Below are 26649 nucleotides of genomic sequence, written 5' to 3'. Positions count from 1 at the left end.
AATTAGTTACCTTTTATAATTCGATACTCGGCAGACATAGCATGCGCTTCTAAAGACTCACCGCGAGCCAAAGGAGAGGCAATTTTTGCCAACTCGCTTGCACCTAAAGGGGAACAATTAATGAGAGAGCTGCGCTTTTGGAAATCATACACACCTAATGGCGAAGAAAACCTTGCTGTACCAGAAGTTGGAAGAACATGATTAGGGCCTGCGCAATAGTCTCCTAATGCTTCTGGTGTATGCCTACCCATGAAGATAGCACCAGCATGACGAATTTTCTCAGCCCATTTCTCTGGCTCATCAACAGATAATTCTAAGTGCTCCGCCGCCACAACATTCGCAATTTCCATTGCTTCATCCATATCACGAACATGAACCAAAGCACCACGACCTTCTAACGAAGCCTTAATAATATCTTTACGACTTTGAGTCTCTATCAAACGCTCCATCGAAGATTTCACAGTGCGAATAAAGTCAGCATCTGGAGAAATCAAAATAGATTGAGCATCTTCATCATGCTCAGCTTGTGAGAATAAATCCATAGCAATCCAATCAGGATCGGTTTTCCCATCACAAACCACCAAAATTTCAGAAGGGCCAGCAATCATATCAATTCCGACCACACCAAAAACCATCTTCTTAGCAGTAGCCACAAAGATATTACCAGGGCCTACAATCTTATCAACTTTAGGAATACTTTCCGTTCCATAAGCCAATGCCGCAACCGCTTGAGCACCACCAATAGTGAACACTCGGTCCGCACCAGCGATATAAGCCGCAGCTAAAACAATATCATTAACAAAACCATCAGGAGTAGGAACCACCATGATGATCTCACTTACGCCAGCTACTTTTGCTGGCATAACATTCATTAACACAGATGATGGGTACGCCGCCTTTCCACCTGGCACATAAACACCAACGCGATCAAGAGGTGTCACTTTTTGACCTAATACCGTACCGTTATCTTCCTGATATTGCCAAGATGGCTGTTTCTGACGCTCGTGATAATCAAAAACTCGCTTGGCAGCCGCTTCTAAGCTTTCTACCATTTTTTTACTAACACGATTCTTCGCCTCCGCCATCTCATCTCTTGATATTTCTAGATCTGATGCTGCCGCCACATTTCTACGGTCGAAGCGGTTTGTGAATTCAATGACTGCCTCATCACCTTTTTTTCGCACTTGCTCAACAATGTTAGCAACAGAACTTTGTACAGAGTCATCCGAAACCGAATCCCAAGCAAGTAAAGCATCCAATTCTTTACGAAAACTATCAGTGCTAGATGAAAATTCTCGAATATTCAGATTCAATTATTTACCCTCATTATTTTCTACGGCAGATCGTATCATTTCTAAAATTGGCTCGATCTCAGAATATTTCGTTTTATAAGCTGCTTTATTAACAACCAAACGCGTACTAATAGGAGCAATTAATTCTCGAGCTTCAAGACCATTCGCTTTTAATGTGTTCCCCGTATCAACTATGTCTACAATCAGGTCAGCCAACCCCATAATAGGAGCCAATTCCATTGCACCATAAAGCTTTATAACATCGGCTTGAACACCCTGCTCAGCAAAATAAGCTTTAGCTGTTTTTGAAAACTTAGAAGCAACTTTTAAGCGTCTATTTGGCAATGCTTGCCCCACAACACCCGCCGTCATCAATCGACATTTGGATATTTTCAAGTCCAGCACTTCGTACAAATTTTTGGTTGACGCTTCAATCAAAACATCTTTACCCGCCACACCAAAATCTGCAACACCATGCTCTACATACGTTGGAACATCTGTCGCTCGCAATACAACGAGCTTAATATGGTCATGATTGGTATCGAAAATAAGTTTACGGCTTTTACTAATATCTTCGGCTGGCACTATATTCGCTTTTTCTAATAGCGGTAAAGTCTCACCAAGAATGCGACCTTTTGATAGCGCAATCGTTAATGTTTTATTCATCTTAATTTAAAACCCGTGAAATTTTCGCACCTAATGAGCCAAATTTTTCTTCAATGCATTCATAGCCACGATCTATATGATAAATACGGTCGATTTTTGTATCGCCCTCGGCAACCAAGGCAGATAATACTAAGCTTGCCGATGCTCTAAGGTCTGTCGCCATAACAGGCGCACCTTTCAAAGATTCTCGCCCACGGATAATCGCTGTATTACCTGTAACTTCTATGTCTGCTCCCATACGAAGCATTTCATCAACATGCATAAATCGATTTTCGAAAATATTTTCAATAACTCGACCGACTCCTGTCGACACAGAGTTTAGTGCGACGAATTGCGCCTGCATGTCTGTCGGGAATGCAGGGTATGGTGCGGTACTAATATTGACAGCAGTTGGGCGACGACCATCCATATCAACTTCAATCCAGTCTTCGCCACACGCCACTTTCGCACCAGCTTCTTCTAATTTTGCTAGCACCGCTTCAAGTGACTTAACATCAGTATCGATAACCTTAACCTTGCCCCCCGTAATCGCTGCTGCAACCAAGAATGTACCAGTCTCAATACGATCAGGCATAACTGGGTAATTTGTTCCATGCAAAGCATCAACACCATCAATCACAATAGTATCTGTTCCATGGCCCGTGATTTTTGCCCCCATTGAGATCAAACACTCTGCCAGGTCAACCACTTCTGGTTCACGCGCAGCGTTTTCTAAAATGGTTTGACCATCAGCTAAAGTCGCAGCCATTAATAGGTTTTCAGTCCCCGTCACAGTTACTTTATCAAAAAAGATACGAGCACCTTTTAAACGGCCATCTACAGTAGCAACGATATCGCCGCTGTCGACATTAATCTTGGCCCCCATCGCTTCTAGTCCGCGCAAGTGCAAATCAACTGGTCGACTACCAATAGCACAACCACCTGGAAGAGAAACAACCGCTCGACCAAAGTGACTAACCAAAGGCCCTAATACCAAAATAGAAGCTCGCATAGTTTTAACGAGCTCATACGGCGCTTCGCAGTTATTCAACGTTGAAACATCTAGCTGCACGCTCATTTTTTCATCTACAACTACACCACACCCCATAGAACCCAAAAGTTCAAGCATGGTAGTAATGTCATGTAGATGGGGAAGGTTTTTTATTGTGATTAAATCTTTTGTCAATAATGTGGCAGCCAATATAGGCAATGCTGCGTTTTTAGCGCCGGAGGCACGAACAACACCATTAAGTTGAGCGCCACCAGTAATTAGAAGCTTATCCATATATTTTTAATCTCTTATCTACGCTATTACAGCGATTCTTTTTGTTCTGGAGTGTAGGTTTTCATGGTCACAGCATGAATTGCACCACTTGAAATGGCACCTTGAAGATGTGAATAAACAAGCTGTTGTCTCTTAACTGTAGACAAACCTTCAAATTCACTTGTTACAACCTCTACCTGAAAGTTACAACCTTCGCCTTCAGCGACAACTTCACAATTAGAGATAGAAGACTCTAAAAGCATTTTCACTTCATTTGCGTTCACAGCAGCTCCAATAAAAATAAAATATTCATAATTACCTATATTCTACCCTAGTAATGCCAACTACTTAACACCTCTGCGAGCAACTCTGAAGAAAAAACCTATGTTTTCCAATATTTTATTCAAGACTGACAAAACAACTGTATAAAAAACAAAAAATCCAAACCTATTTACTAGATTCGGATTTCAAAGAAGAGCAAAAATGTATGACAAGTAGCTTAAGATGCTCTAGCTAAAGACTTCTGCCAAGCTGTTATCGCTAACTCTATGTCGTTTTTGTTTTGCTGCATCATAACTGAAAATTGTTTACGGAAGGTAAGTCCAAAATTAATGTTATTAATGATGATATTACTTAACATCCAATCACCTTCTTCAGATTGCTTCATATAAAAAGTGATATTCAACAAGCCACCAGCTTCCATTTGGAAATCAACATCCACCCTCGTTTCCTTACCTTTCCCCTGAGGCCCAAGAGGCAAGACTTTAATATTGTCTGGATCAAGTTCTAATAAGGAAGAACCGTAGGTTTTTAGTAATGTATCTTTCGTTACCGTTACAAAGCGTGTTCGTTGTTCTGGTGTTGCTCTGCGGTAATACTTACCCATAATTTTTTTTGAGAAGTCATCAAAATCTACAATTTTGTTGAGAATATTATCAACTCGACTTTCCAACAAAACAGGATCTTTAGACAGAATCTCTTTGTCAGCCACTATATCGGTACGAAAAGATTCGACAATTCCAACCACCGCCTCTCTTGCCGCCTCGTTAGACCAAGACAAACTAGAAGTAAACATGGTTACGAATAACACAACACTCGACAATATTTTATTCATTTATTAATCCTCAGAATCGTCAGACTTAAACAAAAACTGACTAATCAAAGTTTCTAACACAAGCGCAGACTGCGTATCGTATATTTCACTACCATCAACTAAGCTCTCATCCTCTGCGCCGATAGTAATGCCTAAATATTTTTCCCCAAGAAGCCCGCTCGTTAAAATCGCAATAGAGCTATCTTCTGGAATATTGGCTACATTTGAATCAATATTCATTGTTACCAGCCCCATATACAGCTCTTTATCAAAAGCTATGGACTCAACATTCCCTACTTCCACACCTGCAATGGTAACTTTCGCCCGACTCGTCAAACCGCCAATATCATCAAATCTAGCCACTACTTGGTACGTGTCTTTTTTACCTGAAAAAGCAAGACCACTCACTTGTACAGCCAAATACACAAAGGCCAAAATACCTAAAACAATAAAACAACCAACAAATAATTCAGTGCGCTTACTTCTCATCCTAAAAATCTCCAAACATGGCAGCCGTTAACACAAAGTCCAGCGCCAAAATAGCCAATGAACCTAACACAACCGTTCGAGTGGTTGCCTTACCAATACCTTCTGATGTGGGTACACACTCGTAACCTTGATACACCGCAATCCAAGTCACAGCGACCGAGAAACACAAGGCCTTAATAAAACCATTTATGATATCTGTATCAAAATAAACAGATTGCTGCATCAGCGACCAAAAAGCGCCATCATGAACACCTAGCCAACCAACAGAAACAACCAACCCCCCAATGATGCCCGTTGCAGAAAAAATCAAACTCAATAAAGGCAAACAAATCACACCGGCAATAAATCTTGGAGCAATTACCCTTCGTAGCGGATCAACCCCCATCATCTCAAAACTGGAAAGTTGCTCGGTTGCTTTCATCAACCCGATTTCAGCCGTTAACGAAGAACCAGCTCTCCCTGCGAACAACAAAGCCGTCACAACAGGCGCCAACTCTCGTAACAAAGCCAATGCTAATAACTGACCAACTGCCTCTTCAGAGCCAAACTTTGCTAAAATACTGTAACCTTGAAGCGCCAATACCATACCGATAAAAGCACCAGACACAACAACAATAACAAGAGACAAAACCCCAACAGAATATAACTGTTTTATTAAGAGGTTAACTGATTCATTGAAACGCACAGGCAATCTGAAAACACTTTGAGCCAAGAAAATACCAGCTCTTCCAACTGCTTCGAGCCAACTAAGAAACCACGCCCCTAAAGAAGTCACTGTTTTCATAATACAACCTCATTAGCTAGCGCATCTTCAGGATAATGGAAAGGCACAGGGCCATCAGGCTCACCATTCAAGAACTGTTTAACCTCTGGATCTTCAGAGGCTCGTATTTCTTCAGCCGATCCTTCAGCAATAACTCGTCCTCCTGCCAAAATACACACATGGTCAGCAATGGAAAGCGACTCTTCAACATCATGAGAAACAAGAACAGAAGTAATATTGGCTGTATCGTTCAGTTGACGTATGAGCTTCACCAACACTCCTTTTGATATCGGATCTTGACCTGTAAAAGGCTCATCGTACATAACCAATTCAGGGTCTAACGCAATTGCTCGAGCTAGAGCAACTCGCCTAGCCATACCGCCAGACAACTCAGAAGGCATTAAATTAGCCGCCCCTCTCAAACCAACACTGTGCAACTTATCAGCTACAATACGTTGAATTTCTGACTTTGAAAGTAAAGTATGCTCTTCCATAGGAAAAGCAACATTCTCTGCTACTGACATATCGCTAAACAGTGCACCACTTTGAAAAAGCATCCCCATTTTCTTGCGAACTTTATAAAGATCTGTTCTAGATAAAGAATGAACATTTTCGCCATTGATCAAAATAGAGCCGCTATAGGGCTCTAATTGAGCTGCAATTAATCGCAGCAAGGTTGTTTTGCCTGTTCCACTCGGCCCCATTACCGCTGTAATCTTCCCTTTCGGGATGGTAAGTGAGATATTTTCATAAATAACACGGCCGCCTCGGAAGAAGCTGAGATTTTTAACATCTATATAAGCATCAAGCGCTGACATACATTTTTTATCCCTACAAAATATCCTCAGATACTACCACCGCCCTTCTATAAATAAAATCAAAGCAAATCAAATTCAATTTGTTTGTCAGGTCAAGTCTTGAATTTCAATCACAAACCTCATTAAATGGTACTCCCTGAATTTATGAGTACTTTCCACATCATGTTGCTATCTTCCATTGCGCTTATCGCAGGTTTAATTCTTTTAGTCATGAGCTCCGATAAATTCATCGAGCACTCAGCGTTAGTCGCCGAAAAACTTAACGTAAGCCCAATGGTAATAGGTATCACATTGGTTGCACTTGGCACTTCCGCGCCTGAGATGGTTGTTTCTGCAATTGCCGCATTTGATCAAGCTCCAGAAATTGCAGTTGGAAATGTAATTGGCTCTAACATCGCCAATATCGCTCTGGTTTTCGGAATCACTTTACTCTTTTCTTCTGTTCCTATCGCAAAGGGCCTAACAACCAAAGAAGTACCACTCGTTCTGGCTATCACCTTCCTTGCTGGTTACTTACTTTACGATCAAGCTTTGAGCGTATTAGATGGCATCCTTCTGATCTTAGCCTTCATAATAATTTTGAGTATCTTGTTAAAGGGCAGCAAAGACCTCGAAAGCGAATTAAAAGACGAACTCCCAGAAGACGATGGATCACCAGTTGTTAAATCCCTAATCATTGCCTTAATTGGTTTAGCTGTTTTAATTGGCAGTTCTAAACTCTTGGTATGGGGAGCAATTAACATAGCAACAGCACTTGGCGTCAGTGAGCTCATCATAGGGTTATCTATTGTCGCTATTGGCACCAGTTTGCCAGAGTTAGCTGCCTCAGTAAGCAGCGTAAGAAAAGGTCACCATGACATCGCCATCGGCAATATTTTAGGTTCCAATATTTTCAATTTGGCAACGGTATTACCTTTACCTGCATTAATTGCACCAGGCATTATTGATGCCAACGTAACTAATCGAGATTACCCTTGGGTATTGGCTTTAACAATCGCCCTTGCGTTCGCTATTTATATTTTCAAGAAATCGAAAAACAGCAGCATTCCGCGCTGGGTTGGATTACCGCTTCTTGGGTCTTATTGTGTTTATCTATTTATAATTAGTTCAGGCAGTTCGATCTAATGTTTAAATTTGAAAGTACCACTACGCCTAGAATATTATTGCTCGCTACCATATTAATTGCGAGTGTAGCAGTTTTTTTATGGCACGGAACTTCTCCTCAAAAGAACCTAATACCAACAGATTCTTTAAGCAGCTCCCCTGACTATTTTATCACTCAGGTAACCATCAAAGAGTTCAATCAAAACGGGGAGTTGATTGAAACCCTCAAAGCTAAGCAAACACTGCACTATGTTGATGACTCGAAAACACTCCTTGATTCTCCGAGCGTTGCACGCAAATCAGAGTCAGGAACCTGGAGTGCAAAAGCGAATAAAGGCATCATTCATGATGGAAGTGATGATATTCTACTCACAGATAATGCTGAAGCCGTTAAAACATATCTTCAATCTGAAGACATAAAATTGAGCGCAGACAGCATACATTACTTAGATAAAGATCAATCATTAACAAGCCAAGGAAGTCCGATACTAGTCTCCACACAAGGAGAAACTTCCGCTGACAAAATTACGACCTATATAAATTCAGAAGAAGTTATCATGACAGGATCTGTAAGAGGAACATATGAAACACTTGATTAACATTTGCGCCTTGCTAATTTCAGCTTTATTAAGTCAATACACTTATGCCTTACCAGATGACATAAATAAACCTATAGAAGTTCAAGCTGATGAAGTCTCTTTTAACCAAAACACTGGGGAAGCCATTTACAAAGGCAATGTCTTCATCAAGCAAGGCTCTATTGAAATACAGGCACAATATTTAAAAGTTGTGACCGATGTAAAGACAAAAAAATTCAATCGTTTAGAAGCCTTGGGGGAACCAGCAAAATTCAGCCAACAAATCAATTTGACTGGCAACACTGTTACCAGCAAAGGAAATAAAATCCATTACTCTATCACTCAATCCAAACTAGAAATTATAGGTAATGGACAGTTAAGCAAGCTAAACAACTCTATATCCGCCGACTACATCCTTTACACTATTGATGATGGAGCCTTTAGTGCAGAAAAAAAAGGCACAGGCAGAGTATCGATGACGCTTCAATCTCCATTAGCTGAGGAAACAAATTAAATGGCCCTTCTAGAAGCTAAAAACCTAGCAAAGAGCTACAAAAAACGACAAGTAGTAAAGGATGTTTCCATCTCAGTTGAGTCTGGGCAAGCTGTTGGTTTGCTTGGTCCTAACGGTGCAGGCAAAACCACATGCTTTTACATGATAGTTGGGATGGTTACTAATGATGCAGGCGGCATATTCATCGACAGTAAAGATATCACCAGTAACGCGATGCATACCAGAGCACAAAAAGGTATCGGCTACTTACCACAAGAAGCCTCTATTTTTAGAAAAATGTCTGTTGAAGACAATATTCTAGCGATTTTAGAAACACGTAAAGAACTCACAAAAGCTCAGAAGAAATCCAGACTTGAAGACTTATTAGAAGAGTTTCATATTACTCATATCAGAAAAAATTTAGGCATGGCCCTATCTGGTGGTGAGAGGCGCCGTGTAGAAATTGCGCGGGCACTAGCAATGAACCCAAAATTCGTTCTCTTAGACGAGCCTTTTGCTGGCGTTGACCCCATTTCTGTCGGTGATATCAAACTTATCATCAAACACCTACAAGAAAGCGGCATTGGTGTTCTGATTACAGACCACAATGTCAGAGAAACCTTAGACATCTGTGATAAAGCTTATATTGTGGGCAATGGATATATCATTGCTTCTGGTGATGCTAGTACAGTTATTAACAATGAACAGGTGAAAAAAGTCTATTTAGGTGATGACTTCCGCCTGTAACCCCTTATCATTACTGCAGAAAGGGAGTAGTATGCATAACTCGTTCCAATTCACTCAAATAAAAAGAGTTGCTCCATGAAGCAGTCTTTACAGTTAAAACTCGGTCAACAGCTGACCATGACACCCCAGCTGCAGCAAGCGATACGTTTGCTGCAGCTTTCTACGCTGGATCTTAAACAAGAAATTCATGAATTTCTTGAATCCAACCCTCTTCTTGAACTTGACGACGACGAACAAGGACAAGTAGAAGCACCAGCTAGCATCGAATCCAAAAGCACAGCAGAAACACCTGATATCAATACAAGTGAAGAAGCTCGTGTTGAATCAGAATGGACAGAAAGCATTCCTGAAGAGCTCTCAATAGATAGTAACTGGGATGACACCTACCAAAGTTCTGCAGCGATCAGCGACAACAATAACTATGAAGGTGACAGCGACTTCGAAAGCCGTAATGCGCCTGCAGAAAGCATACAAGATCATTTAATCTGGCAATTAAATTTAACTCACATGTCTGATCGAGACATTGAGATTGCATACGCAATTATTGAATGCGTACAACCAGATGGTTACCTAAGTATTACACCAAACGATATCTGCGAGTCCCTTTCGACCGAACTAGAAGAACTTGAAATAGAAGAAGTTATGGCAGTCCAACATAGACTGCAGCGTTTTGACCCTATTGGTGTTTGCTCTACCGATCTACGAGATTGCCTATTAGTTCAGCTAGAAGCATTTCAAAACCACCCTTTATACAAAAGCACGCATAACCTGATTGACAATTATTTGCCGCTTCTTGGCAGTCGTGACTTTGCGCAATTAAGCAGAAAAACAAAGCTAAAAGACGAAGCTCTTAAAGAAGTAGTTTGCTTAATACAACAACTTAATCCTCGTCCCGGCTCTGTTATTGATGCAGATGATACGGACTATGTCATTCCTGATGTCTCTGTCAAAAAACGCAATGGCAGCTGGCAAGTAGAGCTAAACAATGACGCTTTACCGCCTGTCAAAATAAACGAAACCTATTCTGCTATGGCTAGCACAGCGTCAACGCCCGAAGACGCGAGCTATATCAAGACGTCATTACAAGAAGCCAAGTGGTTCATGAAAAGTTTACAAAGCCGAAATGAAACCCTATTAAAAGTTGCCAGCTGTATTGTAAGCCGTCAAATTGACTTCTTTGAATTAGGTGAAGAAGCCATGAAGCCCATGGTACTTCACGATGTAGCCGAAGAAGTCGGCATGCACGAATCAACAATATCTAGGGTGACGACTCAAAAATACATACACACACCAAAAGGTATTTTTGAACTTAAATATTTCTTCTCCAGCCATGTCAACACAGCATCTGGCGGAGAATGCTCTTCTACAGCAATACGAGCCATGATTAAAAAGCTAGTAACAGATGAGCCAGCTAAAAAACCTTTAAGCGACAATAAATTAGCGACTATTTTGGCTGACCAAGGCATACAAGTTGCCCGCCGTACTGTTGCAAAATACCGCGAGGCGATGAACATACCGCCATCCAATGAACGCAAGCGATTGATCTAAACGGACACTACTTTATCATGCCATTAAAATCATTATTGAAAGCGGAACTTGTCTTTGCAAAACAAGAGATTGTCAGCAAAAAACGCGTTCTTGAGAACTTAGCGGAAGTCGCATCTAACAAACTACATTGCGATAACGAAGCGGTTTATGACGCTTTATTAGGCCGAGAAAAACTTGGCAGTACTGGAATAGGAAATGGTATAGCCATTCCTCACTGTCGTTTGGAATCCGCCAATCATACGGCAATCGTTGTGATGTCATTACAAAAACCGATTGACTTTGATGCGATTGATAAAAGAGCTGTAGATTTGATCTTCGCCCTCATCGTTCCACCTCACGAGTGTGACTCTCATTTATCGACATTGGCGCAGATTGCAGAATTAGCACAATCGCCACAATCTTTAGATAAATTAAGAACCGCTCAAACAAACGAAGAGCTATTTAATATATTTGATTCGTTAATATAGGAAGCACGCATGCAAGAAAAGTCTATTACTATCATCAACAAACTTGGCTTGCATGCTAGAGCTGCAGGAAAACTTGTTGAAACAACTTCTCGCTTCTCCTGTGATATTACCATCGAAAAAGAAGGTCGTAACGTCGACGGAAAAAGCATTATGGCAATGATGATGCTCGCTGCAGGAAAGGGCACCGAAATTCATATCAAAACCAATGGAGATGACGAAAAAAACGCCCTAAAAGCCATAATAGAATTGATCAACAATCGCTTTGGTGAAGATGAGTAACACTTTATATGTCAGAGAAAGCAACTCTAACTAACCACCTGCAGACAGTCACCGAGTCTCTTGAGTCCGGTGCCACCATGCAAATCCGTTATTTACTTAACGGTGCACTACCTGCACAGGACGTTGCTCGATTATTGGAATCCTCCCCACCTAAAGAACGAAAGCTTTTATGGGAGCTGATTGACTCAGAAAACCAAGGCGAAGTGCTACAATATCTAAGTGAAGATATTGGCGCTCAATTCATGAAAAACATGAATACTGAGCGATTGATAGAGTTATCGGAAAGTTTTGAAAGTGATGACTTAGCCGATTTATTACAGCATTTACCAGAAACTATTGTAAAAGAAGTTCTTGCGTCCATGACAACGCAAGACAGGGTGCGTGTTGAAGCCCTATTAAGCTACTCGGAAGATTCTGCCGGTGGCTTAATGAACACAGACACAATAACAATACGTCCAAACATAACGATTGATATTGTATTTCGCTACCTTAGAAGGCACGACATTCTCCCTGATATGACAGACAACCTGCTGGTTGTTAGTCGATCTGATCGCTTATTAGGCACTCTCCCTCTCACAAAGTTATTAGTGTCAGACACCAGCGATATCGTTCGAGATATCATGGAAACAGAATACACCGTCATTGAGGCTGAAACACCTGCCAGCGAAGTCGCACAGTTATTCGAAAAAATGGACCTTGTTTCTGCCCCTGTTATTGATGGAAAAAGCAAAAAGCTTCTAGGTCGAATCACGATCGATGACGTGGTGGATGTCATTCGAGACGAAGCAGAGCATTCAATGCTAAGCATGGCTGGTCTCGATGACGACGAAGATACTTTCGCCCCCATTATGAGAACAACAAGGCGCCGCGCCGTATGGCTAGGAGTCAACTTGGTGACGGCGTTTATTGCATCTTATGTCATTGGGTTATTTCAGGACACGCTAGACCAAGTTGTTGCTCTCGCCATTCTCATGCCTATTGTCGCTAGTATGGGCGGTATCGCAGGCTCTCAAGTTCTCACATTAGTAATACGCGGTATCGCGCTCGACCAAATAGGCACTACCAATACTCGCTGGCTGTTAAACAGAGAACTCATTGTTGGCCTCATTAATGGGCTTCTGTGGGCAACCATTATTGCCGTTCTCACCGCACTTTGGTTTGACAATATGAAGATTGCCTATATCATTGCTGGCGCGATCATCATTAATCTTTTATTTGCCGCAATGACAGGCACACTTTTACCGATTTTATTGAAGAAAGTCGGTATAGACCCAGCTCTTGCTGGAAGCGTAATCCTCACAACAGTAACAGATGTTGTTGGATTTCTTTCCTTCCTTGGCCTTGCTACCATCTTTTTAATATAGGTTCCCATGACAGACTTTGATCAATTTGAAAATGAAGACGAAATCCCTAAAAGCAAAACCCAGATCAAGCGAGAAATGGAAGCTTTGCAAGATCTTGGCAAAAAGCTACTTAAGTTAAGTAAAAACCAACTTAAAAAAGTTGAAATGTCTGATACATTACGCGATGCCATTGCAGAAGCCGAAAGAATCAAACACCATGAAGCATCACGAAGACACTTGCAGTACATAGGCAAAATCATGCGTACGGAAGATCATGAAACGATTGCTCAGCGGGTGGCTTTATTTGACTCCACATCAGCCGCATACAATAAGCTTTTCCATCAACTAGAAGCCAAAAGAGACGCTTTAATCGGTGAAAATAGCAAAGAGGTTTTGTCTCAATACTTAGACGAAAACCCAAATATGGAAGATATACAGCTACTTAGACAGCTTATTCGCCTATCTCAGAAAGAAGTGTCACAAGGAAGCAACACAACCAATCGTAAAAAACTGTTTCGCTTTTTACGTGAAGCAGAAGAAAAACGCTTAGGCCTTAAGTAATACCTCAAAAATAAGTGATAAAAAAGCTCTAGCTACACAAATAGCTAGAGCTTTTTATGTGAGATAAAAAGCATTCCTAAAAGGAAAAGTAGGTTATTTTTTCTCCAAAGGTCGATACTTAATGGGCGTAATAACCGGATCATTAAACGAACCTTCTACTTTGTATTGAATACTGGTCACCTTAGACAATTGATCACCAATCAATTTATCTGTAATAAAGAGCAAACCGGCAATTTGAGGCGTAGAAAGCAACAACCCAGCGAGAGGTAAAGTACCCATTAACGGGAAAGTTGCCGTCAATTTTTCATCCAATGTTTCATTTACAATGTCCGCTTTCCCTTCCACAGTCAACTCTGCAGAAGGCGCGACAATTTTGATTGGTTTCGTTGTCATCAAAATCCCTTTATTTAAAGACAACACTCCATTGAAATCATCGTAAGTTAACCCTGGCTCGTAAATATCAGAGAAGTCCAACACCAACCTTCTACTCAAAGCACCAATATTGAAAATACCAAGCGCCTTCAAAAAAGAAGGCAGCTCATCAACCTTATGAAAATTGCCGTCTTCTGCAGAAAAACCAATACCGCCCGACACAGAGCTTCGATCAAAGTAAAACGGATGCCCTTTCCAATTTAAGTCAACATCCAGTTGATAAGCCTTGGATGAGATATAGCTCTCATTAGAAAACTTCCCAGCTAATTCGCCAACATCCTTACCTTTAGAACCTATCGCCAACTCAACGGTAGAATCTTCTCCAGCGTCTACCCAAACAAAGCGCCCAAAAAAAGAGCCACCTTTTAATTTAGTCGTTATAGGCTCAATACTCACTTTATTCGCATTTCTTTTGACCGTCAGCCGCCAATCACCATATGGCTTTTCGTTTAAATACAGCTCATCAACCGATAATGCTATATTCGGCACTTGAGATGCCGAAATAGGCGCTTCCACATTGTCACTTTCTTGCGATGCCGAATCATCATTTGAAGGTGCCGTATTCCAACTCAAAAATCCAAAATGCAAATTTGGCGTTTGGCTTTCATTTGTATACGAGAAGTTCAGCTCATCAGAATTCACCAATAAAGCATCGCCCTTTGAAGCGTCATAAGAGACTTTAAAGTTGCGCCAAGTGTTATACGGATTCACCTCAACATCATCAATGATAAGATTTATTTTATTAATCCAAGTTGGCAGCTGAGGAACTTCGACTTCTATTTGTTTCACATCATCAGATGAAAATTTATTGAAGACAGAGAACCACTCTTGGACATCAAAGTAGTCGAAGTTACCATTCAACACCAATCCTTTGGGGATAGTGTCACTTAAGGATAGCCCTTCTTCACCGTTCATAATGACTTCTCCGCCCACGAATTCTCCCTCATGCATAAGGAAACGTGAGTTAGACAAAGCACTGTAATTTAGGTCAACAACCAAGTCGTCCTCATGCTGCCTAAGCTTTATTCTAAGAGGTTTAGCCTCTCCACTTTCTTTGCCTACAGGCTTGGGAAGATCAACATTCACTCCAAGCAAATCACTACTTATGACTAAATCAAGCTGTCCGCTTTGTGACTGATTGACGGATAAAGTGCCCTTGTAATCCGTATTTCCCGACACTGCATTTATCAATGCGTCTGGGAACTCACGCCACTCAAGTACATTCCGCAGATTGGCCACCCCCAACAACTCTCCAGAAATTACTAATTCATCTTCAGATGGGTTGTTAGAAGTCAGGGTAAGACGTGATTCTCCTCCTAAGCCTTGAATTTGAAATTCTGAATTTTGAATACCTTCTGCAGTGGTATAATTTAATTGCCCTTTTTTAATAACTGTAGAAAGCTTTAAGTCTTTCAATGTTACAGGGTTATTCTCAAAATTAAGGCTTACCTGAACTTTTGGATCTTGGCCATGTGAAAAAGGCACACTCACATCAAAACTACCGCTCACATCTCCAGCAAGATCCCAACTCTCAAAAGGCTTGACGATTGTTTCATTTAGAGGCGTTTCTTTTAACATGGAAATAATAGTAGCAGAGTCATCTTTGACGTGAGCTTTAATATTCAGCCAATCAGCAGCATTATCTACAACAAGCACACTTAACTCTACATCCGAAGCGCTAAGTCCTGACAAAAGGGCTGAGTCAATATTGACAGAAACACCTTTTTTATCGAATTCAAAAGCTCCATTAACCTGTTCTGCCACAGGCCAGTTTTCATCAAATCGTATTGAAAGATCACGAGCAGCAAGCTGCACTCTCACATGTGGATCAGCGCCATCCAAAAGTTCAGTATGCAAAACAACATCCGCACTGCTCACCATACCCGCATCAGAAAAAGAAGAATCTATCCATAATCTAAGATCTTCGTTGAGTACTTTTGGCGGGATATACGATAGTCGATCAGAGGTCGAAATATTGTCACCATGCAAATCCAACGAAATCCAATCCGGTTCATCTTTTCTAATCTCTAAACGAAACCCACCTTGAACATGAGCAGCATTACGCTCTACATTAAGGTCCTTCCCTACAATTAAAAAAGTATCCTGCTGTTTTTGCCAACTAACATATCCAGAAAAAGCATCCACAAGCCAAGAACGCTCATAAACCGTGTCAAAATGCAGCTCACCCTTTTGCCCTTTAAAGTCAATATAGCCATTATCATTCGACAAACTAAAGACCGCATTCACACCTGTGGCTTTTGGAATACCATTGTAAGCCTCAACAGAAGCAGACTGAAAATTACTCAAGAACTGAAATAATAGTTGGTCATTTTCTTGCCAAATCTGAAGTGCACCATTTGTCGCTATTCCAGTCGGATTCAATCCATTCAATATAAATTGAGCATCCGATTCTTCAGGCAAAAAGTAAGACGCGACTTGATTAGCCATACCTAAATCTATCTGATCAAACCGGATATTGGAGCGCTTAGAAAGCGAGGACCAATCAAATGAAAGGCTCGTTGTCAGATAAGGTTCTTTTAATTCGTTATTTACCTCTAAACCATAGAGATCTACATGCAAACTAGGAGAGGTTTGAGCGTAACGCAGACGAAGAGAGGAAGTTGCCTGGTAAGCTCTACCATCAGCAAAAGATATATTGAATTGTGCGCTTTGAGAGCGAAGCTCAACTTCTTTCCCTACGGTAACATCGAACCAAAACTTGCCTCCAGCCTCGACTTCTTCTATTGAATAATCAGCAAGCTGGAATACTTCTTTAATTGGCAATGAAAATAAAGGCGCATCAAGAGATGCTTTTATTCGATAGTTACCAAGTAAACCACTGTAACCAGCCAAACGAGCATCTATTTGGAAAGGAGCTTGATTGCTATCTAAATAAAAAGTGGAGGTTAATAAAGACTCAAATGACTTTTGGAATATGTATAAGTGAGGAATACTTATAACGTGCTCACCAAATTGGTCACTGTCTATTTCTACACTAGCATCTATTATGGAGAAATTCCGCTGTTCAGAAAGGTAGTCTAAAGCGCGCTCAATACCAACATCATTACGTACAGTCTGAGAAGGTTTAGCGCCATTAAGACGCCATTGCCCTTCACTTTCCTGCAAAGAAACAACAGGCTCTACAAACCTGATATAGGTAAACTGGGGACTGAAGCTTAACAGAGATTTAACCGTATCCAGTCGAACACGCATCTCATTAACAATGATCGAAGACTGGTTGTTAACCGACAACTGAAAATCACCAACTGAAACAGTTGGATCAATTCCTTCTAGACGCCCATCAATACTGCCTAAACTAATAGGGTAACCTGTTATTTGTTCTAAGTTATGTTCTATTTGCGGACGATAATGATCTAAATAAGGCAGTAAATTTGCCACACTTAAAGAAAAAATTGCGAGCAACGCCGTGAAGGTAACAAGCCCCCAAAAAACAATCAAAATCGTTTTACGCAATAGCCAACTCATTATCAGGCCTATAAGATTCTAACGGAGCACAACATCATATTGATCTTGTGTGTACACTGAGTCCACCTGAAAACGAATGGTTTTTCCAATAAAGGCTTCCAACTCAGCAACACTAGCACTTTCTTCATCTAAAAAACGCTCAACAACCGAACCAGCAGCTAACACAGTGTAAGTTTGCGAGTTATAAGCACGGTCTGCTCTCAGAATTTCCCGAAACACTTCATAACATACCGTTTCAGGTGTTTTCACCAAACCACTACCACGACAAGAGCGACATGGTTCACATAAAGTCTGACCTAAACTCTCTCGAGTTCTTTTACGTGTCATCTCGACTAAGCCAAGCTCAGATACACCCGTTATCTTTGTTTTCGCATGATCTAGCTCTAATACTTTTTCAAGCATACGCAGCACTTGACGCTTATGCTCTTCATCTTCCATATCAATGAAATCGATGATAATAATGCCGCCGAGATTTCTCAGCCTCAGTTGTCGACCAATTGATGTAGCGGCTTCAAGGTTCGTCTTATAAATCGTTTCTTCTAGATTACGACTACCGACAAAAGCACCAGTATTCACATCAATAGTTGTCATAGATTCCGTCTGCTCAACCAGCAAATAACCGCCAGATTTAAGCTGAACCTTTCTATCCAATGCTTTCTGTATTTCATCTTCAACGCTATAAAGATCAAATATTGGACGTTCACCTGGATAATATTCGATTCTATCTTTTAATTCTGGAATAAAATCATCCGCGAAAGCCCGCAGTTTTGCATAATTCTCTTTCGAATCAATACGAATTTTCTCAGTGCTTAAACCAACTAAATCTCGCATGGTTCGAAGGTGTAAAGGTAGATCATCATAAATAATAGAAGGCGCTTTAGCATTTTGCATGCGACGTTTTACTGATTGCCACAATCGCGTTAAGAACTTTATATCAGCAAGAATTTCATCTTCCCCAACCTTCTCTGCTGCCGTTCTTAAAATATAACCGCTGTTTTCATCTGCATCTGTTAAGGCTTCTGATACCAATGCTTTCAGTCTTTCACGCTCAGCTTCATCTTCTATTCTTTGACTTACTCCCACATGAGTTTGGTCCGGCATATAGACCAGATAACGAGAAGGAATGGAAAGGTGCGTGGTTAAACGCGCCCCTTTTGTGCTGATAGGGTCTTTCGTCACCTGAACAACGAGAGACTGGCCTTCTCGCAAATAATCCCCTATTTGATCACTTGGATTAATCGCATCACGATCAGCCACTTCAGACACATGAATAAAAGCGGCTCTTTCTAGCCCAATATCAACAAAAGCCGCTTGCATACCTGGAAGGACACGCACTACTTTGCCTTGGTAAATATTACCAACAATGCCTTTGCGGCTAGAACGCTCAATATAAACTTCTTGTAAAACACCATTCTCAACAAGCGCAACACGCACTTCCATTGGAGTGACATTAATGAGTACATCTTCACTCATGAGACATTTCCTCTAACGAATGAATTCCAAATTGATTGAGTAATTGTGCAGTTTCAAATAAAGGTAAACCGACAACAGCAGAATAAGAACCTGAAAGAGACGCAACAAACACGGAACCTAAACCTTGAATAGCATATGAACCTGCTTTATCTTGAGGCTCGCCAGACTTCCAATATTGCTCTATTTCCACATCAGAAATAGAACGCAAAGTCACATCTGTTACAACGCACTTAGTTAAAAAATGTTGATGCTTTGAATGATAAACACAGAGAGAGGTTAAGACTTGATGAGATCGACCTGATAAAAGTCGCAACATTCGATTTGAATCGTCTAGATCAAGCGGCTTACCAAGAATTACATCATCCACAACAACACTGGTGTCGGAGGCAATAAACACCGCGCTTTCATCAAAAATGGGCAAGGATTGGTATTTTAATGACGCTGTTTTTGCTTTTTCTACGGCCATGCGTAGCACATAATCTTCTGCCTGTTCATGACACTTTGGTGTTTCATCAATATCAGCAGGCAAAACCTCGAATGATTTAACTAAAAGACTCAGTAGCTCTTTTCTTCTAGGTGAAGCAGAAGCCAAAACAAGCATATGTTTTTCCTAAAAAGCAGCTTAGCGAATAGCGTACATACGCCTCACACTGCGTAAAATAACAAAAGACCAAGGCCATAATAGGCCAGTCATAACGGCAGGCATAAATATCATCAAAGTAGGTTCTGCATATACCACATAATGATCCACCCAAAAATCTACTAACTGATTCACACTAACCAGAATACAAACGAAAAAGCCCTGCTGCCAAGGGTGATACATTCTCAAGCGCTTATAAAAAACAGCGCAAGTATAGGCGATGATGACATATGTTAGAGAATGCTGACCAATGATGCTGCCTTGTAGCAAATCTATCATCAGCCCTAAAAACCAAGCAAAGCCAACCCCCACTCTAAATGGCAAAGCAATTACCCAATACAAGATAACTAACAAGGCCCATTCAGGTCGAAACCAAACAAGCTCTTCAGGAAAAGGAATTGCTTCCAACATCAGAGCTGTTAAAAGAGTGACACTAAAAACTAAAATCGGTTTCATTCGCGCTCTGCTTCTGGTTTATCTATTAACATAATATGACGGCTTCTTCCCAATTGAGCGAGAGGAACGACATCCACATCCGCATAAGCATCACCTGGAGTGTACTTAACACTTTTTACAACACCAACAGGGTAGCCACTTGGGAATCGATTATCGAGGCCGGACGTTGTTAATACATCACCTTTTTTAATATCAATAGATCGAGGAACACTCATCAACTCCATTTGGGTTAAGCTTCCTGTTCCTCGAAGAATCCCTCTAAAACCTGTACGAGACAGCTGAACAGGAACAAAATGACTGGCGTCTGCAATCAATAATACTCGACTACTGTAAGCTGCCGTTTCTACCACTTGCCCTAAAACACCAGTTGCATCTAGAACAGGTTGGCCAACATACGCACCTGATGAAAAACCTTTATCAATCATTAGCTTATGGCTATAAGCATTTTGATCAAAGCCAATGACCTCAGCCATCACAATCTTTTCTTCTACTCGTTGAGAAGCATCTAAAAGTTCTCGCAGGCGAGTATTTTCCGCCTGCAAAGAGTCAAGCTTCTGCTGACGACTGCGTAAAATCAAAATTTCAGATTGCAAAGACTGATTCTCACGAACCAAGCTTTCTCGACTTTGAAGATGCTCTCCGGCCCAAATGAACGCTTGTTTAGGTGTATTAACAACCATTTGAATTGGAGTCACGAGCAAGGTTAGATAAGGTCTAACATGAGAGAAGGCTGCAAAGCGTATATCCGCGATAATCATGGTAAGCGATAGAATCACTAGCACTACAAAGCGAGCACTAGAGATTCGACCACTAAAGTGAAGCGAATTATTAATGAGAAGCCCCTAACTATTACTCGTTATCAGCTGTAAATAATTCTGCTGCGTGCTTATCCATTAACTCTAGCGCCATACCGCCACCACGAGCCACACAAGTCAAAGGATCGTCTGCAATAATAACAGGCAAACCGGTTTCTTCACTGATCAAACGATCTAGTTCACGCAGCAAACCACCACCACCTGTTAAAACTAAACCTGTCTCACCAATATCAGCGGCCAATTCAGGTGGGGATTGCTCAAGAACACCTTTAATGGCCTGAACAATCTGAGCGAGTGGCTCTTGCAGTGCATCAAGAATTTCAGTACTTGTTAGAGAGAATGAACGAGGGATACCTTCGGCTAAGTTACGGCCACGGACATCAATAGTTAACTCTTCACCTGTATGGTAAGCCATACCGATTTCAGTTTTGATGCGCTCTGCGGTAGCGTCACCAATAAGACTACCGTACTGACGACGCACATAAGTTGTAATCGCTTCATCAAAACGGTCACCACCGACACGAATAGACTCAGAGGTAACAATACCGTTCAAAGAAATTATAGCAATTTCTGTGGTACCACCACCGATATCAATAACCATAGAACCGGACGCTTCGGCGACAGGTAAACCGGCACCAATCGCAGCCGCCATGGGCTCTTCAATGATATAAACTTCTCGCGCACCCGCACCTAATGCAGACTCTTTGATCGCTCGACGTTCAACTTGGGTTGATTTACAAGGCACACAAACTAAAACTCTAGGGCTAGGCTTTAAAAAACTGTTTTCATGAACTTGTGAAATAAAGTACTGAAGCATTTTTTCAGTTACATGAAAGTCAGCGATAACACCATCTTTCATTGGGCGAATAGCGGTTATATTACCTGGCGTACGACCCAACATACGTTTCGCCTCAGCTCCAACAGCCGCGACTGTTTTTTGGTTGCCGTTATGTCTAATAGCAACAACAGAAGGCTCATCAAGCACAATTCCGCGATCACGAACATAAATAAGGGTATTTGCCGTTCCTAAGTCAATAGACAAATCACTTGAAAACATTCCCCTGATTTTTTTAAACATGAATTCTTACATCCTGATAAATACGATACGAATAGTGTCAAAATGTAACAATCACTAGGCCAATGGGCAAGCGGATTCAACGTAAATCTCAAAAAAGTTCCCATGGAGCTCAATGTTTTTGAGTTTTCATAAAAAAAATATAAATAACCTAGATTTTCCACGCAGTTAGCTTTATAGCATTTCAACTAAGAGATACAATATGAAGCATTTTCGACAATCCAAAATCAGGTGAAACATGTCTATAAACAAACAAGACGTGCAAAAAATTGCACACTTGGCACGCCTCGCTCTAACCGAGGAAGATGCCGATCAATATCAAAACTCACTATCTAGCGTGCTAACACTGGTTGAACAAATGCAGTCAATAGACACAGATGGTGTTGAGCCTCTTTCAAATCCTCTTGAAATGACACAAAGATTAAGAGACGACGTCGTCACAGAAGACAATCGACGTGGCGCTTTCCTTGCCAACGCTCCTCAATCTGAAGCTGGCCTTTTCCTTGTACCAAAAGTGATCGATTAAGAGAGCAAACCATGTCCGAACAAAGTATTTCGAGTTTAGCAAAACAACTTAAAAATAAAGACATTTCCAGCGTAGAGCTAACGCAAGCCTTCTTAAAGCGCATCTCGATGCTGGATTCCCAACTTAATAGCTACATTACCGTGAGTGATGAGTTAGCACTTCAACAAGCAAAAGCGGCTGACGCCCTACTGCAAAATGGACAAGGCACATCACTAACAGGGATTCCAATTGCCCATAAAGACCTATTTTGCACTCAAGGCACATTAACCACTTGCGGCTCAAAAATGCTAAACAACTTCGTCCCACCTTATGAGTCCACAGTAACAAGCCGCATTCAGCAAGCTGGCGCCGTTATGCTTGGTAAAACCAACATGGATGAGTTCGCAATGGGATCATCAAACGAAAACAGTTTTTATGGTGCTGTTAAAAACCCTTGGAATCTAAATACTGTACCAGGTGGTTCTTCAGGTGGCTCAGCCGCTGCCGTTGCAGCAGGCCTCGCTGTCGCAGCCACAGGAACGGATACTGGTGGATCTATTCGTCAACCTGCTTCTTTCTGTGGTATCACCGGACTTAAACCAACTTATGGTCGCGTTTCTCGCTTTGGCATGATTGCCTATGCATCAAGCCTTGACCAAGGCGGGCCAATGGCAAAAAGTGCAGAAGATTGCGCTCATTTGATGCAAGCAATGGCAGGCTTTGATGAAAAAGACTCCACGTCTTCTGAGACATCATCGGAAGACTATCTAGCCAATATAAATGCATCATTAACAGGTTTAAAAATCGGCTTACCAAAAGAATATTTTGGTGACGGTTTAGATTCTGATGTCGCTCAAACCATCATGGATGCAGTAAAGGAATTTGAAAAGCTGGGAGCGACAGTAAAGGAAATTTCTTTACCCAACCTACAACTCAGCATCCCTTCTTACTATGTCATTGCACCGTCAGAAGCCTCTTCCAATCTATCTCGCTTCGATGGCGTCCGTTTTGGACACCGTTGTGATGACCCAAAAGATTTACTCGATATGTACATGCGTTCTCGTGCAGAAGGTTTTGGACAAGAAGTTCAAAAACGAATCATGGTTGGCACATATGCTTTATCTGAAGGCTATTACGATGCCTACTATTTAAAAGCGCAAAAAATCCGCCGCTTAATAAAAGAAGACTTTGTTAACGCATTAAATGAAGTTGATGTGATCATGGGGCCTGTTGCACCAACAACTGCATTTGAACTGGGTAGTAAGACGAATGACCCCGTCGCCATGTATTTAGAAGATATTTATACTCTATCTGTCAACCTTGCTGGCATTCCAGCAATGTCAGTTCCAGCAGGCTTTGTGAATAACATGCCTGTTGGCCTACAGATAATGGGTAATTATTTTGCCGAAGCCAAACTACTCAATGTTGCCCACCAATACCAGCAGCAAACTGATTGGCATTTACAAACACCAGAAATGGCAAAAGGAGTATAAGAATGAATTGGGAAGTTGTAATCGGTCTTGAGATACACACTCAATTGACCACAAAGTCTAAACTCTTTTCCGGTGCTGCGGTTGGCTTTGGTGCTGAAGCAAATACTCAAACAACACTTGTTGACTTGGGAATGCCAGGCGCACTACCAGTATTTAATAAAGAAGCTTTACGGATGGCGGTTATGTTTGGCCATGCGGTAAACGCAGAAATTGGCATGACATCCGTTTTCGCTCGTAAAAACTACTTCTACCCTGACCTACCAAAAGGCTATCAAACTAGCCAAATGGATCACCCAATTGTCGGAGAAGGTTATCTTGACGTCACACTTGATGATGGTACGACATCTCGTGTTGGCATCACCAGAGCGCACTTAGAAGAAGACGCTGGTAAGTCCTTACATGAAGACTTTCAAGGCATGACAGGGATAGACCTTAATCGTTCCAGCACTCCGCTATTGGAAATAGTTTCTGAGCCAGATATCCGTTCCGCAAAAGAAGCCGTTGCCTACGTCAAAATGATCCACTCAATTGTGACTTATTTGGGCATTTGTGATGGCAACATGGCTGAAGGTTCAATGCGTTGCGACATTAACTTATCGCTACGCCCTAAAGGTCAAAAAGAATACGGTACTCGTACAGAAATTAAGAATGTAAACTCATTCCGCTTTATTGAAAAAGCTATCTATACCGAAATTGAGCGACAAATGGACATCCTTGAAGATGGCGGTCGTATCGTTCAAGAAACACGTCTCTACGATCCAGAAAAGAACGAGACTCGCAGCATGCGCTCAAAGGAAGATGCCAACGATTACCGCTACTTTCCTTGTCCAGACCTATTACCTGTTATGTTAACTCAGAGCTATATTGATGAAATAAAATCAACACTACCTGAATTACCAAGCCAAAAAGCCAAACGCTTCCAAGAAGAACACAAACTCAGCGAATATGATGCAAGCGTCCTTTCTTCATCTCGCGCTATGGCAGACTACTTTGAAAGTGCTAATAAAATTGTCAAAGACGCCAAATTAGCTGCAAACTGGGTAATGGGCGAATTAAGTAAACAACTTAATCAAGAACAGCTAGAAATCACTCAAGCGCCTGTTAATGCAGAAAACTTTGGCCAACTATTAGTTCGCATAAAAGACAACACAATTAACGGAAAAACAGCAAAAGATGTTTTCCAAGCTATGTGGCAAGGTGAAGGCTCAGCTGATGAAATCATCGAAGCGAAAGGCCTAAAACAAGTAACAGATACTGGCGCAATAGAAACCATGATCCAAGAAATATTAGATGCCAATACAGCACAGGTAGAGCAATATAGAGCCGCTGAGCCTGATAAGCAGAAGAAAATGATTGGATTCTTTGTTGGTCAAGTTATGAAAGCCTCCCAAGGTAAAGCAAACCCAGGAGTTGTTAATCCCATTCTAGCGAAAATGCTAAAAGGTTAATTAACGCCACCAAAAATACGAAAAAGGCCACTTTAATCGTGGCCTTTTTCGTTTCTAAGAGACTCATAAAAAGAAAATTAAAAATCTGCTACGACTCGATCTCGTCCACAACGTTTTGCTTCATATAAATTATGATCAGCAACAATAATGGAATCGTGCAACGAAGATGTTGTGTTAGAACAAAGCCCAACACTATAAGTAACAGTCAATTTAGCATCGGTATATTGTTTAGAACGAATGGTTGTCAAAAAGCTTTCTATCATTACCAGTAAAGAAGCACCATCGAAATTAGCGAGTAAACAAAACTCATCTCCTCCAAAGCGACAAGCCAACACACCTGGAAACGCTTTTGCTACTTCCTTCCCCATCTCCACCAGCAAATTATCACCGATAAAATGGCCATATGTATCATTAATCTGCTTAAAGTGATCAAGGTCGAGCATAGCAAGGGAAATATCTGGAGCGCTTTTACGATATAACTTTTCTCCATCATCAAATAAATAACATCTATTTTTCAGCTTTGTTAGTGGATCGATACTCGCCAAATCTCTGATTTTTTCAAGCATTTCTTGAGCTTCTAAGTTATGAATAACACGACAATGAAACTCTTCATGGTAAAAAGGCTTTTTAAGGAAATCATTCGCCCCAGCTTTTATAAACTTAGCCGTCAGCGAGCTATCCCCTTCAGAAGACAGACCAATAATGACCAAATCACGGAAACGCGCATTTTGTCGCAACATACGAACCAGATCATAGCCATTCACCAAAGGCATATTATGATCTGTAATCAGCATTCTTATCTCTGAATCAGCCTCCAGTTTTGCCAATGCTTCCTGTCCGTTTTCGACTTCAATTACTTCGAAGCGATATTGTTCAAGCAAAATTTTAATGAACAATCGACTTGTCGATGAATCTTCAGCGACTAAAACTTTAATACCTTGGTTTTTATCTAAACGCTCAATCACTTTAATAACATGATTAAAAGAATATCGGCTGTCTTTGGTTATGTAATCTAAAACCCCTTTATTCAAAAGACTGAGGCGCAGACTATCATCAAAATTGCCAGTTAACACAACACACGGAAGCTTATATGACAAAACCAGATCAACAATTTCACCATTTTCAGCGTCAGGTAAATTTAGATCAACAATAGCAGCAAAAAAATCCTTTCCTTCAGAGTTTAACTTGCTTTCAGCCTCTTTATAGCAATCACAGAGCACAGGAATAAATTCTGGATTTTGCGACAATAAGTGCTTAAGCACTTTCAAAACGACGGGACTGTCTTCAACAACTAATATTTTTTTTTCAATTATCATCCAGAGAACTCTATTATGAAAAGTAT

At 41.0% G+C, this 26649-nt stretch carries 27 protein-coding genes; 12 read left to right on the top strand and 15 right to left on the bottom strand.

The genetic code is table 11. The features are described 5' to 3' along the window. Positions 1-2: 2 nt before the first annotated feature. From hisD to ABFY09_RS04525, 8 genes are all read right to left on the bottom strand, one after another. Positions 3-1313 (bottom strand): histidinol dehydrogenase, encoded by a 1311-nt coding sequence (hisD, locus tag ABFY09_RS04560; RefSeq protein WP_347983116.1) that lies wholly within the window; start codon positions 1311-1313, stop codon positions 3-5. Beyond that, positions 1314-1958: an ATP phosphoribosyltransferase gene (gene hisG, locus ABFY09_RS04555; protein ID WP_347983115.1), complete on the bottom strand. Its 645-nt coding sequence runs from the start codon at positions 1956-1958 to the stop codon at positions 1314-1316. Between the two features lies 1 nt (position 1959). Beyond that, positions 1960-3222, bottom strand: coding sequence for a UDP-N-acetylglucosamine 1-carboxyvinyltransferase (gene murA, locus ABFY09_RS04550; RefSeq protein ID WP_347983114.1), 1263 nt, complete (start codon positions 3220-3222; stop codon positions 1960-1962). 26 nt (positions 3223-3248) lie between these two features. After that, a complete protein-coding gene (locus tag ABFY09_RS04545) occupies positions 3249-3485 on the bottom strand; it encodes a BolA/IbaG family iron-sulfur metabolism protein (protein WP_347983113.1) in 237 nt (78 codons plus the stop codon). Positions 3486-3700: 215 nt separating this feature from the next. Beyond that, positions 3701-4315 carry an ABC transporter substrate-binding protein gene (locus tag ABFY09_RS04540; protein ID WP_347983112.1) on the bottom strand — a complete coding sequence of 205 codons (615 nt, stop codon included), beginning with the start codon at positions 4313-4315 and terminating at the stop codon, positions 3701-3703. A 3-nt stretch (positions 4316-4318) separates the two neighbouring features. Beyond that, entirely contained in the window at positions 4319-4783 is a 465-nt protein-coding gene (gene mlaD / locus ABFY09_RS04535; protein WP_347983111.1) for an outer membrane lipid asymmetry maintenance protein MlaD, read from the bottom strand. A 1-nt stretch (position 4784) separates the two neighbouring features. Beyond that, positions 4785-5567: a lipid asymmetry maintenance ABC transporter permease subunit MlaE gene (mlaE, locus tag ABFY09_RS04530; RefSeq protein WP_347983110.1), complete on the bottom strand. Its 783-nt coding sequence runs from the start codon at positions 5565-5567 to the stop codon at positions 4785-4787. Continuing rightward, positions 5564-6364, bottom strand: coding sequence for an ATP-binding cassette domain-containing protein (locus ABFY09_RS04525; RefSeq protein ID WP_347983109.1), 801 nt, complete (start codon positions 6362-6364; stop codon positions 5564-5566). Before ABFY09_RS04525 ends, mlaE begins: the two co-directional genes overlap by 4 nt. 144 nt (positions 6365-6508) lie before the next feature. Here ABFY09_RS04525 and ABFY09_RS04520 point away from each other — a divergent pair, with 144 nt between their 5' ends. The 9 genes from ABFY09_RS04520 (at position 6509) to yjgA (ending at position 13484) form a co-directional block, all read left to right on the top strand. After that, positions 6509-7489, top strand: a complete 981-nt coding sequence (locus ABFY09_RS04520; protein WP_347983108.1) for a calcium/sodium antiporter — start codon at positions 6509-6511, stop codon at positions 7487-7489. Beyond that, positions 7489-8067, top strand: coding sequence for an LPS export ABC transporter periplasmic protein LptC (lptC, locus tag ABFY09_RS04515; protein ID WP_347983107.1), 579 nt, complete (start codon positions 7489-7491; stop codon positions 8065-8067). Before ABFY09_RS04520 ends, lptC begins: the two co-directional genes overlap by 1 nt. Then, positions 8051-8560, top strand: a complete 510-nt coding sequence (gene lptA, locus ABFY09_RS04510) for a lipopolysaccharide transport periplasmic protein LptA (protein WP_347983106.1) — start codon at positions 8051-8053, stop codon at positions 8558-8560. Before lptC ends, lptA begins: the two co-directional genes overlap by 17 nt. After that, positions 8561-9286, top strand: a complete 726-nt coding sequence (lptB, locus tag ABFY09_RS04505; protein WP_347983105.1) for an LPS export ABC transporter ATP-binding protein — start codon at positions 8561-8563, stop codon at positions 9284-9286. It begins immediately after the preceding gene. A gap of 75 nt (positions 9287-9361) precedes the next feature. Then, positions 9362-10834 carry an RNA polymerase factor sigma-54 gene (locus tag ABFY09_RS04500; RefSeq protein ID WP_347983104.1) on the top strand — a complete coding sequence of 491 codons (1473 nt, stop codon included), beginning with the start codon at positions 9362-9364 and terminating at the stop codon, positions 10832-10834. Between the two features lie 17 nt (positions 10835-10851). Further along, positions 10852-11301: a PTS IIA-like nitrogen regulatory protein PtsN gene (ptsN, locus tag ABFY09_RS04495; RefSeq protein ID WP_347983103.1), complete on the top strand. Its 450-nt coding sequence runs from the start codon at positions 10852-10854 to the stop codon at positions 11299-11301. Positions 11302-11310: 9 nt separating this feature from the next. Further along, the gene (locus ABFY09_RS04490) at positions 11311-11580 is read left to right on the top strand and encodes an HPr family phosphocarrier protein (RefSeq protein WP_347983102.1); all 270 of its coding nucleotides are present in this window, start codon (positions 11311-11313) and stop codon (positions 11578-11580) included. An 8-nt stretch (positions 11581-11588) separates the two neighbouring features. After that, a complete protein-coding gene (gene mgtE, locus ABFY09_RS04485) occupies positions 11589-12944 on the top strand; it encodes a magnesium transporter (RefSeq protein ID WP_347983101.1) in 1356 nt (451 codons plus the stop codon). A gap of 6 nt (positions 12945-12950) precedes the next feature. Continuing rightward, positions 12951-13484 (top strand): ribosome biogenesis factor YjgA, encoded by a 534-nt coding sequence (gene yjgA, locus ABFY09_RS04480; RefSeq protein WP_347983100.1) that lies wholly within the window; start codon positions 12951-12953, stop codon positions 13482-13484. 93 nt (positions 13485-13577) lie between these two features. Here the strand turns inward: yjgA and ABFY09_RS04475 are convergent, their stop codons facing one another. The 6 genes from ABFY09_RS04475 to ABFY09_RS04450 all read right to left on the bottom strand — a co-directional run bounded on the left by ABFY09_RS04475 (position 13578) and on the right by ABFY09_RS04450 (position 21864). Beyond that, positions 13578-17402 (bottom strand): YhdP family protein, encoded by a 3825-nt coding sequence (locus ABFY09_RS04475; protein WP_347983099.1) that lies wholly within the window; start codon positions 17400-17402, stop codon positions 13578-13580. Positions 17403-17420: 18 nt separating this feature from the next. After that, complete coding sequence (gene rng / locus ABFY09_RS04470) at positions 17421-18875, bottom strand: ribonuclease G (RefSeq protein WP_347983098.1); 1455 nt, start codon at positions 18873-18875, stop codon at positions 17421-17423. After that, the gene (locus tag ABFY09_RS04465; protein WP_347983097.1) at positions 18868-19476 is read right to left on the bottom strand and encodes a Maf family protein; all 609 of its coding nucleotides are present in this window, start codon (positions 19474-19476) and stop codon (positions 18868-18870) included. The genes rng and ABFY09_RS04465 overlap by 8 nt, the downstream gene beginning before the upstream one ends. Positions 19477-19497: 21 nt before the next feature. Beyond that, positions 19498-19971: a rod shape-determining protein MreD gene (mreD, locus tag ABFY09_RS04460; RefSeq protein WP_347983096.1), complete on the bottom strand. Its 474-nt coding sequence runs from the start codon at positions 19969-19971 to the stop codon at positions 19498-19500. Next, the gene (mreC, locus tag ABFY09_RS04455; RefSeq protein WP_347983095.1) at positions 19968-20753 is read right to left on the bottom strand and encodes a rod shape-determining protein MreC; all 786 of its coding nucleotides are present in this window, start codon (positions 20751-20753) and stop codon (positions 19968-19970) included. The genes mreD and mreC overlap by 4 nt, the downstream gene beginning before the upstream one ends. Positions 20754-20820: 67 nt before the next feature. Beyond that, entirely contained in the window at positions 20821-21864 is a 1044-nt protein-coding gene (locus ABFY09_RS04450) for a rod shape-determining protein (protein ID WP_347983094.1), read from the bottom strand. A gap of 235 nt (positions 21865-22099) precedes the next feature. Between ABFY09_RS04450 and gatC the strand changes: the two genes are divergently transcribed. The 3 genes from gatC to gatB are packed head-to-tail and all read left to right on the top strand — an operon-like array spanning position 22100 to position 25307. Further along, complete coding sequence (gene gatC / locus ABFY09_RS04445; RefSeq protein WP_347983093.1) at positions 22100-22387, top strand: Asp-tRNA(Asn)/Glu-tRNA(Gln) amidotransferase subunit GatC; 288 nt, start codon at positions 22100-22102, stop codon at positions 22385-22387. An 11-nt stretch (positions 22388-22398) separates the two neighbouring features. Then, entirely contained in the window at positions 22399-23859 is a 1461-nt protein-coding gene (gene gatA, locus ABFY09_RS04440; RefSeq protein WP_347983092.1) for an Asp-tRNA(Asn)/Glu-tRNA(Gln) amidotransferase subunit GatA, read from the top strand. Positions 23860-23861: 2 nt separating this feature from the next. Continuing rightward, entirely contained in the window at positions 23862-25307 is a 1446-nt protein-coding gene (gatB, locus tag ABFY09_RS04435) for an Asp-tRNA(Asn)/Glu-tRNA(Gln) amidotransferase subunit GatB (RefSeq protein ID WP_347983091.1), read from the top strand. A gap of 77 nt (positions 25308-25384) precedes the next feature. On the opposite strand, the gene ABFY09_RS04430 is transcribed toward gatB, so the two are convergent. Beyond that, a complete protein-coding gene (locus ABFY09_RS04430; protein ID WP_347983090.1) occupies positions 25385-26623 on the bottom strand; it encodes a response regulator in 1239 nt (412 codons plus the stop codon). Positions 26624-26649: the final 26 nt, after the last annotated feature.

This window comes from Marinomonas sp. 5E14-1, from assembly GCF_039939215.1.
Lineage (GTDB): Bacteria > Pseudomonadota > Gammaproteobacteria > Pseudomonadales > Marinomonadaceae > Marinomonas.
The sequence above is the reverse complement of the archived record's forward strand: the minus strand, read 5'-3'. Positions and strand labels throughout refer to the sequence as shown.

What these genes read in the sequence shown, in the direction of transcription:
- ABFY09_RS04490 (WP_347983102.1), top strand. Translation starts at nt 11,311, where the DNA reads ATGCAAGAAAAGTCTATTACTATCATCAACAAACTTGGCTTGCATGCT.
- ptsN (WP_347983103.1), top strand. Translation starts at nt 10,852, where the DNA reads ATGCCATTAAAATCATTATTGAAAGCGGAACTTGTCTTTGCAAAACAA.
- gatB (WP_347983091.1), top strand. Translation starts at nt 23,862, where the DNA reads ATGAATTGGGAAGTTGTAATCGGTCTTGAGATACACACTCAATTGACC.
- lptC (WP_347983107.1), top strand. Translation starts at nt 7,489, where the DNA reads ATGTTTAAATTTGAAAGTACCACTACGCCTAGAATATTATTGCTCGCT.
- gatA (WP_347983092.1), top strand. Translation starts at nt 22,399, where the DNA reads ATGTCCGAACAAAGTATTTCGAGTTTAGCAAAACAACTTAAAAATAAA.
- murA (WP_347983114.1), bottom strand. Translation starts at nt 3,222, where the DNA reads ATGGATAAGCTTCTAATTACTGGTGGCGCTCAACTTAATGGTGTTGTT.
- lptB (WP_347983105.1), top strand. Translation starts at nt 8,561, where the DNA reads ATGGCCCTTCTAGAAGCTAAAAACCTAGCAAAGAGCTACAAAAAACGA.
- hisG (WP_347983115.1), bottom strand. Translation starts at nt 1,958, where the DNA reads ATGAATAAAACATTAACGATTGCGCTATCAAAAGGTCGCATTCTTGGT.
- ABFY09_RS04430 (WP_347983090.1), bottom strand. Translation starts at nt 26,623, where the DNA reads ATGATAATTGAAAAAAAAATATTAGTTGTTGAAGACAGTCCCGTCGTT.
- mgtE (WP_347983101.1), top strand. Translation starts at nt 11,589, where the DNA reads ATGTCAGAGAAAGCAACTCTAACTAACCACCTGCAGACAGTCACCGAG.
- ABFY09_RS04475 (WP_347983099.1), bottom strand. Translation starts at nt 17,402, where the DNA reads ATGAGTTGGCTATTGCGTAAAACGATTTTGATTGTTTTTTGGGGGCTT.
- ABFY09_RS04450 (WP_347983094.1), bottom strand. Translation starts at nt 21,864, where the DNA reads ATGTTTAAAAAAATCAGGGGAATGTTTTCAAGTGATTTGTCTATTGAC.
- yjgA (WP_347983100.1), top strand. Translation starts at nt 12,951, where the DNA reads ATGACAGACTTTGATCAATTTGAAAATGAAGACGAAATCCCTAAAAGC.
- rng (WP_347983098.1), bottom strand. Translation starts at nt 18,875, where the DNA reads ATGAGTGAAGATGTACTCATTAATGTCACTCCAATGGAAGTGCGTGTT.
- ABFY09_RS04540 (WP_347983112.1), bottom strand. Translation starts at nt 4,315, where the DNA reads ATGAATAAAATATTGTCGAGTGTTGTGTTATTCGTAACCATGTTTACT.
- mreD (WP_347983096.1), bottom strand. Translation starts at nt 19,971, where the DNA reads ATGAAACCGATTTTAGTTTTTAGTGTCACTCTTTTAACAGCTCTGATG.
- ABFY09_RS04520 (WP_347983108.1), top strand. Translation starts at nt 6,509, where the DNA reads ATGAGTACTTTCCACATCATGTTGCTATCTTCCATTGCGCTTATCGCA.
- ABFY09_RS04465 (WP_347983097.1), bottom strand. Translation starts at nt 19,476, where the DNA reads ATGCTTGTTTTGGCTTCTGCTTCACCTAGAAGAAAAGAGCTACTGAGT.
- gatC (WP_347983093.1), top strand. Translation starts at nt 22,100, where the DNA reads ATGTCTATAAACAAACAAGACGTGCAAAAAATTGCACACTTGGCACGC.
- ABFY09_RS04525 (WP_347983109.1), bottom strand. Translation starts at nt 6,364, where the DNA reads ATGTCAGCGCTTGATGCTTATATAGATGTTAAAAATCTCAGCTTCTTC.
- lptA (WP_347983106.1), top strand. Translation starts at nt 8,051, where the DNA reads ATGAAACACTTGATTAACATTTGCGCCTTGCTAATTTCAGCTTTATTA.
- ABFY09_RS04500 (WP_347983104.1), top strand. Translation starts at nt 9,362, where the DNA reads ATGAAGCAGTCTTTACAGTTAAAACTCGGTCAACAGCTGACCATGACA.
- mlaE (WP_347983110.1), bottom strand. Translation starts at nt 5,567, where the DNA reads ATGAAAACAGTGACTTCTTTAGGGGCGTGGTTTCTTAGTTGGCTCGAA.
- mlaD (WP_347983111.1), bottom strand. Translation starts at nt 4,783, where the DNA reads ATGAGAAGTAAGCGCACTGAATTATTTGTTGGTTGTTTTATTGTTTTA.